We start from the raw sequence: 9804 nt of genomic DNA on the forward strand, positions 1-9804 counted from the left end.
ACGCCAACCCAAGTGCGGCTGGGATACCTACTAGGTTGGTGAGCATTAAAGTTTGGAACACATTATGATGCTGAGGTAATTTACGAACCAATAAATTATTTACAGCCATAGTCAATGCGACGACAAGAGCGGCAATCGCTGCCCAATTAATTTGTGTTGGTTTGACCACGATAAGTACGCCGATAAAGCCCAAAACAGCAGCAGCAATTGAGTGGCTAGTCAGCTTTTCCTGAAATAATATCATGGCTAACGGCAGCATAAGCAAAGGCGCTGTATAGAAAATAGCATTTACGGTAGCTAACGGCAGAGCGCCCAGAGCGAATACCATAAATATTGTCCCTAATAACCAAATGTGGCCACGTATAAAGTGCCATTTGAGGCCAGCGAAGAGGCTTTGTTTATTACTGAGTAGACAAAATGGAAGTAGAATCAGCACTGCGGTCAATTGACGAAATAATACAAATTGGTATATGGCAGTATCTGCTGGCAGAGTTTTTATCAAAGCGTCAGAAAAAACACCAATTATATTTCCGATGATAAGTAATGTCATCGCGAGTCCGACAGTTATTTTGGGCATTTCATTACTCCTGCTACATTCTAGAAAATGTCAATGGAACTGAATTAATAGAGTTACGTTTGTAAAACGGTTATATGATTAGCGTATTCCATACCTTATATGATGTATAATGTTTAAAATTTTTTTAGTATGAGCTAAATTTATAATGAAGTTGCCTCCTTTACGTGCCCTGCAATGCTTTGAAGCTGTTGCGCGACTTAATAGCTTTTCCAAAGCTGCTGAGCACCTCAATGTGACTCAAAGTGCGGTTAGTCACCAAGTTCGATTACTCGAAGACTATTTGGGTGGAACTCTGTTTAACCGACAGGGGCGTTCTTTTTCCTTGACTAAGGTCGGGAAACGTTACTTTGAAGAAGTGACTAACTCATTAGGAAATCTATCAAATGCCAGTCAAATGATACGTCACGGGAAATCAGGCAATCTTCGTTTGGCTTTATATAGCTCTGTGGCGGTGAACTGGTTGATACCGAAGTTAGAAGATTTTAGAAATCAGCACCCAGAAATAGAAATAACTTTAAATATGGTCGGGGATCAACCGGATTATAATGACCAATTTGCGGATTGTTTTATTTCAGTGAATCCACCGGAACGTAACTTTGTCAATCAATTCATGTTTACTGAAAAACTTTATCCCGTGTGTGGAAAAAAGCTTTGGCAGCAGTTAAGAAATAAGCCTCTACCTGATTCATTATGGCAACACCCGTTATTATCAGTACAATACTCAGATACAAATGAAAGTCTCGGTGACGACTGGTTACGTTGGTGTATGAGTGGTAAATTTGAATTACCCAAAGACGTCAAAATTAATCAATTTAGTCATGTCTTACTTGCCGCTGAAGCGGCTCGATATAATTTGGGAATTACCCTCATTAATAATTACATGATGGATGATCAGGATCGCCAGCAAAGTCTTGTGCGCATACCTATGCACGAGCTTAATACCGGAGATAACTTCTATTTTGTCTATAAGGAAACACGAGCTAGGCAACCTGATATTATGAAATTAGGTCGTTGGCTTAAACAGCAGTGTTATGAACTGGAATCAGCTTAGCTATTTAAATTAGAGTTGAAGGTGAATACTAGCTACTTAGAAGTAGCTGTCAGCGTCCGTTTAGTTTTGTTAGTTGCCAGTCAAAATGAGTTTGCCAGAGGCCTTTATTGGCTATTCACTGTCAGTTTTAATTCAACTCTATAAATCAAATCTGGCAGATCAAGTTAAGACTTATTCACATAATGATTGTTAACATAATGATTCACATAATGATTGTTCAGCTTATAGCCGCATTTTAAAACATTGTGTTTGCTTTAAAATGCGTCCAAAAGGGCGCATTACTTGGTTAAGCAATTAATTTATTTTTAATTACTTGTTTTAGAATCGAGGGTAACTCTTCAACGGTTTGAATGTTGAGTAATTCCTGATTCTCAAAGCCATAAAGCATTCCTGTATTTATACCAATGCATACAATTTGAATACCTAGAAGTTCCGACATTTCAATCGACTTTTCTAAATACTTTAGATCGCTTGCTTGACCATCAGTAATGATAAAAACAACTTTCTTTTGCTCGACACGAAGTGACAGCCTACGAATTACAGAATAAAGACTTAACCCTGTATGTGTTCCGCCTCTACTACTGACTCTAAAGTTATCTTTAACGGCTGTAGTTGTTGATTTAAAACACTTTGCTTCATATAGGTAACCGGCACTGAAATATATGCATTCACTATTTACGCCTTTCAACTTATCTATTGCTAAGTTAATTGCAAGCGCAGAAGTATTAACACCATTCATATCATCAGCACTCATTGAACTAGACCTGTCTACGAGAACTGATATCGCCATTGTTGGAGCTTTAGTAATTCTTTCTGATTTAAAAACATTAAAATTACCAGCTTTTACTCCAGCAAGTCTATTTGCCTCAACAGTTCTACCTTGCTTAGAAAAATTCACACTTTTTCGGTCTAACTCATAAATTATTTTATGGAGTTCTCGACTTATAGGTGTTGAAAGTCTCTTAGCTAGGTTTAGCTCTGCAGTACCAACTGTGCCACGATCATTTTTTGATATTAAAGGAGCATTGAAGTCAATTAGTTGCTCCATATCATTACTTGATCTTACTTCATCAGCCATTTTCTCTAGCTCGTTATTAACTTGTTCATGCAAATCTGCCATGAGCTGACTTTCATCGGCATTTAGGCATTCATTTACAAAATTAATAACTTGCTGGCTAACATTTGAGTTTTGACCTTGGCTATCGCCCGGTTCAAACTCTATTTTTTTAAGTAATTGAATGATCTGTTCTGTAAGTTCATAACTATGTTGGTTAGATTGAAGCGTTGGTATCGTATCCAATAACAAAATTAAATCTTGTACTGGTTTTTGGCCAATACAATCAGTTAATAAAGCTAATGCAATTTCACAGAACTCCTTTAGTTGTACTTGGTTGTTAATTTTATATCGACCATAATATACAACTACAGCTTGCAGCAGTAATGAAGGTGGGAAGCTATCAGTTGGTTTACTGAACCATCCCTTTTTAATACCTTGAGTAACCATCTTAGATAAATTTAAGATGGCGCCCGGCCACTCCAGACAAACCATTCTTTCCATACGAATATCCTCAATGCCATTTCTAATAGCATTGAAAAATACCCCTTTTTCATACGACTTAGCTGTCCATGTTCTATCGGTCCATCGTAGATGGCCTACTTCATGATCAATAGCGCCTTCCAAAAGTTCGAGATAATCGGGGTTTTCAAGATCACCTACGGGTAAAGTAATGCTGTTGTAATCTGTATAGCATCTGTTACCAGTTAAGTTAATCGTAATGTCACCACGGTTACTCATTACTCTTGAAAGCATTCTAAATCGTTTTAATAGTTTTGATTTATTCATTTGCATCTCCTCCAGAAATGTTTAAGAGGGGGATACACCCACAAGGGGTGAGTATCCCCTGTGGGTTTAGAATTAAAGGAAGCTAGATTGCTTCCTTAATTTGTTACCAATTAAATCCAAAATCACCTAAAGAGTTGTTACGCTCAGCGGGCTCGAAAAAAACGGTTTCTTCTTTAGGCGCTAGGTCAAATTCAAATGAATTTTCTTGATCAGCTGTTTCTAAAATGATTGAACTCTCAGAAGCAGTTTCACTAGATTTACCTGAAACGAAAAGGCTCGCTACGTCGGTATCCTCATGTGTAATTACTTCCGGCTCTGGTGTTGCACTATATTGAGGTTTTCCTTCAGCATGAAGGCGAAGTGTGTCTTCATTACTCATTACGAGTAACCAGTTGGTTAACTCTGAAAATGAATGACCTTCAATGTAGCCACTAGAAGGTAAGTTATTTAAAACCTCCTGTATTGTACTAACCACGTTTTCAATACCATTATCTACAAATGATAAATCAATAAGTTTATTCATCATTCTTCTAAATGGTGAACGTACTTTTTGGCTTACGCGATTAACTGGCGTTTTGTCTTTAAACCAGTTTGTTTTATATACACTGCCTGCTTCTTTAGCGATTTCTTGCCAAAGAGTTTCTGCAACATCGTTTTTGATATCGTCTTCATCATCATCAAAAAGCGCTTTCATAGCCAAAGGCTTTGTAAACGACAGTTTGAATTTTGATTGGAACTCAACCTGAGATAAAGCGTATTTATAGATCAGTGCAGCGATATCTGAATTTTCAGCCATATGTTGATTAACTGAAATATCATATTCAGCAATTAATACTGATACTTCATCTTGCCAATCACGCTTTATTCCATCAAGCTCTGACTTAAGCTCATCTAACCTGGTCGTTGGGACAACCGTAAAGTCTCCATACTTAACACCATAACTATTAAAAGTTCGTGTAAGCCGGTTGTTGTACTTCGTTGTAAGCTTCAGCTTGCTTCTAGGAAACCACTGTAATTTACTCCCCTTGATTTGATTAGATGATACTTTCTGACCATCTAGTTCTATCTTTGCGTTCGGTAAAGTTGATTCACCACATGGCGATCTTAATTGCCAGCCTAACAAACATGCTCCATTTTTAAGTGAAGTGTTTTGTTCTGCTAACTCTTTGCCGTTTGCGATTGCTTCGTTTGATAAAGACATGTTGTCTCCTCCAATTTGATAAAAAAAGGGGAGACTTCCCTGTTGGGGAAAGTACTCCCCAAAGGGTTGGTTGATTAATAGGACCTGCGATTTGTTACATCACTTCAATATCCCATGTATTTTGATTAAAGTGGCCTATTCCAATAAGTGAATAACCTCTTTGTTCTTTATTTTTGGCAAGAGCATTTCTCTCACCGTTTACAGACATAAAAACCCATTTCCATTCAGTATTATCATTTTTGAACAACACATATGTCGTATTTTGGAATGATGTTACAGCCCAAAATTTACCTTCACCGGCATGATGATAAACATCAAACGGGTTATTGCATTTCAGATTACCTTGAGCATTGAACATAACTTGAGCTCGACAGTTTACAAAGTCACAGCTCTTCATTTTCTCATCCGAATGAATAAGAAAATAAGGATTGCCGTTCCTAATGTAATCAATCTTATCGGTTGCCTGAATTAACTCAGACATACTCATTGCTTTAATGTCTCTTACATTGTCAATTTTAAGTGGGCCTTTCCCCCCTTCAATGCGGAGGTATTTACCATTTGATGGTTGGTAGCTAAAACCAATAAAACGACCATTTTCAACTTCAAAGCACTCAAACACTGTGTCCCCTCTCTCAACTTTTAAGTTAGCCGAGTCAGAGGATGTGTTAGTGTTTGAGATGGTTACTTTTTTTGAATTAACTCGCCAAGTGGTTTTTTAATATCATCACCCCATACTCGTTGAACAACAGAATTAACCTCTTCAATTTCATCATTATCAATGGAACCTAAAAACGAAAATTCAAATGACTCATATGGAGAACGATTGGCACCAAATGTCATCATGTAAAAACCCCAGTGGACTAAAGTTCGTGTTGAAAAAACACACCCTAATCCATTATCGATGTTGCCATCGTGATCTTTACCTAATGCAGCTGTTCTTAAAGAGTCAGCTGTTTGTACCATAAGCTTGCGAATCGACAATGTTAGTTTCGGAAAATTCTTTTCCAAAATTTCCAACTCAACTGCTTTGCTTGGATATTTAGTTTTTAACCAACCAAAACGCGAACGTAATGCTTGGTCTAAACGCTGTGAAGTAATATACCTATCACTATCCCCACCACCGGTAGTATTTGCTGTAGCAGCTATTCGACAGCTAGCATGTTTGTTTATGGTTTCACCGAAAACACTAAGTGTCCAAGGCTTGCCTTCAACAAACAAATGAAGCGATGTTGATAAATCTTCATTAGCTTTATCCACTTCATCTAAGATAACTAAACCACCGTATTTGTATCCGCATGCAGCTTGGCTGTATCGCTTGCGAGTGACATTATGACCTTTTCCATCAACAATTAATTCATAACCACCCTCTAAACGCTCACCACTCATGGCTACGGTTACTTTTTCAATAAAAACAGGCTCATTAAAGCGATCTGCAATGAATAGTAATAACTCCGTTTTACCTGTACCTGTTTCACCCACCAAGCCAAGAGGCTTCGGTTGAGCGGGCGCAAGCCACCATGCTAACGCTTTACGAAGAGTTGCTTCATCAGGCGTATAATGCATGTCAGCTTTTTGACAATTTGGGTGGCGGTGTTTACGAATTTTAATCTTGTATTGATTAGGGTCGAAGATTTCAGGAAAACGCTCATGAGCATCAACTTCTATCATTTCGTTATAATCAATTTTAGTTGCAGGTTTAATTGTAGATACGTTTGATTGTGCTTGAGTATTCATATTGTGGCTCCTCCAAATAGATTTTTGAGGGACACTTATCCCGTCAAGGGTGTAGTGTCCCTTGATGGGTTTGATTTCTTAATATTTAAAATGGTACTTCTAAAAAGTCTATATAACTTTTTTCATAAAGATGAAGGTTTGGTAAGTCTAGAACAGAACAATATTCAAATGCTGCTTCTGTTTCATCCTCAACTGCAAGGTCTAGCATAAAATTCACTTGAGCCTCTGCTGCTAATTCCTCAGTTGCATAACTGGTAGAATTCCAAACTTCAACTGAGTCTGGCCAACCATCAATATGACCAAAGTGATAGCCTTCATCACTCTGACCTAATAGCAGTTTTCGCTCAGTAACATTATCATCAAGTAGAATCCAAGTATTAGACTCATGAGTAGGATAAATTTCCATTATCAACTCCTAAAACTTTAGATCATGCCAAGGAGGGATGTCTGGCCCTTCTAAGTCACTATAAAGATGAGAGTTAGACGATGAGCAATTGCTACCATTTAAGATGAAGTGCTTGTATTCACAAAGAGCTTTAGCGTATTTGTTAGTTACAAGTATTTCATTAAGTTGATTATACTGTTGTAAGATCTGTGGTACTGCAATTCTAATTAAACAAGCATCTAAATCTAGAGACTGGCATACATAATCAAAATTTGCAGAGCAAATCCATTCAAGTTCGTCGTTTAGTATCTCTGAATTCGCTTTAGCATATCGAAGCATACCAAGTGAACGATACAAAATACTTTCCCATAACGCCTTAATGTTCTCGTCTGACCAATGAATGTAATATTCACCTCTTGCAGCATCCAAACAATCATCCATTAAACTAAAAAATACATCCTGCCCAAGGGCAACTTTACCAACTCGGTGAGCTGTTATGATATCTTCGTCTAACGAATGGCACGTATATTCTGCATTTACTGACAGAAAGTGATCAGTTTTTCGCTTCGGTTTAAACTGCTTCTTTCTTTCAAGTTCTGCATTTATTTGAGCTTTGGTTATGGCCTTTTTTGGTCTAGCCATGATGTTCTCCTCCAAAGAGATTTTTAAAGGGAACATCCCCAGCAAGGGAAAATTCCCTTGCTGGGTTGGTAGATAGGTTGAGTTAGAAGTTAACCGTGGAAAACGCGGTTTGACTCTTGATATAAACGGCTTGCGCGAATAGCTAACTTGTTAGATCTATTACGTTTTGCTCGTTTAATTAATTTGCGCTCACGACGACGTAGATATGCGCCGATTGACTTGTTATTCATAAGCTCCTCCAAGTTAAAAAGCTGAAGGACTAACCTGTGAAGGTTAAACCCTCAGAGATTAAGACAAGCAACGAAGTTGCTTGGTGTGCACTCACAAAATAGATTTTTGCTTTTCAACTTGATGTTGAGAGTGCGTAACTAATATTCAACTTTAACTGCCATAGCAGAGTTATTCGCGAGAAGCGAAAAGGTATTATGAATATTAGAAAAAACAAAAGTAACATCCTTGTCATGCAAATTCCTAGGCTAGGAAACCTTATCTAGCTTGTTATTGTTGACTACCGCCATACCCTCCTGGTTGAGGTTTAGGAGCAAAACCGCCCTACGATTGCGGATAGTGTATTGGTGCGCTCTGGTCTTGCTGGCTGCGCTGATAGTTTTGTGCATTATTTTGCTGTTGACTATGATGCTGAGGCGCACTTTGGTAGTTTGAAGAACTATTTTGTTGTGGGTGACCATTTTGTTGGTTCTGATTGCCAATTAAGCCAGAGGCTTTTAAACATTCCACTTCAACTTTTCTAAGATGTTGAATTAGCTCGATAGCTTTAATCTTTGTTGAAGAGCGGTTTTGCCCACCATTATCAATCCACTTTTCTTGAACAAGTTTTCCTCTTAAAGTTACTTCGTCCCCTACTTCAATAGCTGGTTTAAAATTCTTTAAAAACCGACTATCCACTTTGACATCAAAAAAGTAAGTTCTGTCAACCCACTCACTTTGTCCGTTAGGTTCGTTTGACTTCTTAAAGTAGCCGTCATCACAAGCAATTGTCACAGTACCAAAATACCCATCTTGACCATTTCTGATATCAAGACTCGCGACTCTACCACCAAGCCTTGCTGAATTATCTTTTGCAGTACGCATATATAAGCCTTCTATAAAGTTATAAAATCATCACAACTGATGTAGATATAATTACATAAAGAAAATATCGCGCGACTTAATCAAAAATAACGGCAATATTCACCGTAACCCTTTGAATAAACTCTAATATATAAAGCCCATTCAGAGAGTAAGGTTTACCCTACTATCTGTTAAACATCCCATTCACATACAAAATCGCTTTCGCCAATTAAGCCACTAGAAATGGCCTTTTGCTTTACAGCTGATAGGTAGTCTGGTTTGTCTAAATGATTAACATCAATCTTTTTTATCTCACCCGTGAATAATGTAAGTGTTGATGTTGATTTGTCGAAAATATGAAAAGCGGAATCTTCAAACATAGGTTTCTCCTTATTGGTTATACCTAAGCATCCTGCTTCAAGCTGCATAGGTATAACCAGTAAGGAAATTCACAGGGAGCTAATGCTCGCCTGTGAAAGTTGATTTAATCAGTGGATGACTCATATTTGCTTCAACAAAGAATTCAAAATTAACAAGGTTCATTCCAAGAATATTACTATGTGAAATACTCTCATCTGAAAACCTAATTTCACCGGGAACAGCGAATACTTTGTCTTTGTTGAATATCTCAGTTGCTATTTGACTGGCCTCGTTATGTGTTTCAGCTGTTGCTAAAACTTTTAACGTTAACCTGTCATATACAATGCAATATACACTCTGAATCTTTAACTGATTGTGATTGTTGTAGCCCGAGTAGGTTGGAATTAGTTTAGTGAACTACTCGCGCCTAAAGGCATCGAGCTTCCAAGATAATAGCCTAAGCTACTAACCTTTCTTTTTTGACGCTTCGTTGGACACCGCTAGTCGAGCTTTTGACTCGGCTAGTCTTACGGTTGCCTCCACGTCCACTATCTGCCTGAGTTATTAGAACTCCATCGCCAGACAACACCGTTCCAGTGTCTAATATTAGGTTAATTGCCCGTTTCTTTATGACCTTTGATGCATTGTTATCTGCATTGTCAGTATTGCCACAGTTACCGCACACAAATAGCTCTTGTGATTTACGGTTGTCGGGGTGAGTGTGATCGCATTCAGCGCACTCCTGACTGGTATGCGGGGCGGGTATTTTGAAGACGGCTTTTCCTGCTTGGTAGGCCTTGTATTTGGTGTAAGTCTCTATGATGTGCCAGCCAACGTTTAAAATAGACTTGTTTAGCCCAGCCTTTTGTTTGGCTTTGTTTGACACATACCGACCTTGTTCATCCTGCTTCGCCTTTGGCTTGCGCGTCATGCTTGAGGT

Annotated in this window: 12 protein-coding genes; 1 reads left to right on the forward strand and 11 read right to left on the reverse strand. The window is 38.1% G+C overall.

Annotation, left to right across the window (positions count from 1 at the left end; all coding sequences use genetic code 11):
• A partial coding sequence (locus tag NH454_RS21700; RefSeq protein WP_253040199.1) for an EamA family transporter occupies positions 1-577 on the reverse strand: 577 nt, incomplete at its 3' end.
• A gap of 145 nt (positions 578-722) precedes the next feature.
• Between NH454_RS21700 and NH454_RS21705 the strand changes: the two genes are divergently transcribed.
• Positions 723-1628, forward strand: a complete 906-nt coding sequence (locus NH454_RS21705) for a LysR substrate-binding domain-containing protein (protein ID WP_199525061.1) — start codon at positions 723-725, stop codon at positions 1626-1628.
• Between the two features lie 286 nt (positions 1629-1914).
• Here NH454_RS21705 and NH454_RS21710 read toward each other — a convergent pair whose 3' ends face one another.
• The 10 genes from NH454_RS21710 to NH454_RS21755 form a co-directional block, all read right to left on the reverse strand.
• The gene (locus NH454_RS21710) at positions 1915-3471 is read right to left on the reverse strand and encodes a vWA domain-containing protein (RefSeq protein WP_063530136.1); all 1557 of its coding nucleotides are present in this window, start codon (positions 3469-3471) and stop codon (positions 1915-1917) included.
• A 103-nt stretch (positions 3472-3574) separates the two neighbouring features.
• A complete protein-coding gene (locus NH454_RS21715; RefSeq protein WP_036973823.1) occupies positions 3575-4672 on the reverse strand; it encodes a DUF3150 domain-containing protein in 1098 nt (365 codons plus the stop codon).
• 94 nt (positions 4673-4766) lie between these two features.
• Positions 4767-5291, reverse strand: coding sequence for a hypothetical protein (locus NH454_RS21720; RefSeq protein ID WP_063529544.1), 525 nt, complete (start codon positions 5289-5291; stop codon positions 4767-4769).
• Between the two features lie 62 nt (positions 5292-5353).
• A complete protein-coding gene (locus NH454_RS21725; protein WP_063529543.1) occupies positions 5354-6406 on the reverse strand; it encodes an AAA family ATPase in 1053 nt (350 codons plus the stop codon).
• 85 nt (positions 6407-6491) lie between these two features.
• Positions 6492-6812 (reverse strand): hypothetical protein, encoded by a 321-nt coding sequence (locus NH454_RS21730; RefSeq protein ID WP_036973820.1) that lies wholly within the window; start codon positions 6810-6812, stop codon positions 6492-6494.
• A 9-nt stretch (positions 6813-6821) separates the two neighbouring features.
• A complete protein-coding gene (locus tag NH454_RS21735; RefSeq protein WP_036973819.1) occupies positions 6822-7433 on the reverse strand; it encodes a hypothetical protein in 612 nt (203 codons plus the stop codon).
• An 89-nt stretch (positions 7434-7522) separates the two neighbouring features.
• Positions 7523-7663: a hypothetical protein gene (locus NH454_RS21740; protein ID WP_155950871.1), complete on the reverse strand. Its 141-nt coding sequence runs from the start codon at positions 7661-7663 to the stop codon at positions 7523-7525.
• Positions 7664-7985: 322 nt separating this feature from the next.
• Positions 7986-8525, reverse strand: coding sequence for a single-stranded DNA-binding protein (locus NH454_RS21745; RefSeq protein ID WP_063529542.1), 540 nt, complete (start codon positions 8523-8525; stop codon positions 7986-7988).
• Between the two features lie 170 nt (positions 8526-8695).
• Positions 8696-8884: a hypothetical protein gene (locus tag NH454_RS21750; RefSeq protein ID WP_063529541.1), complete on the reverse strand. Its 189-nt coding sequence runs from the start codon at positions 8882-8884 to the stop codon at positions 8696-8698.
• 437 nt (positions 8885-9321) lie between these two features.
• Positions 9322-9804 (reverse strand): transposase (locus tag NH454_RS21755; protein WP_253040200.1); only part of this gene is annotated, 483 nt, incomplete at its 5' end.

It is taken from the genome of Pseudoalteromonas sp. Ps84H-4 (assembly GCF_024124645.1).
In the GTDB taxonomy this organism is placed as follows: domain Bacteria; phylum Pseudomonadota; class Gammaproteobacteria; order Enterobacterales; family Alteromonadaceae; genus Pseudoalteromonas; species Pseudoalteromonas lipolytica_C.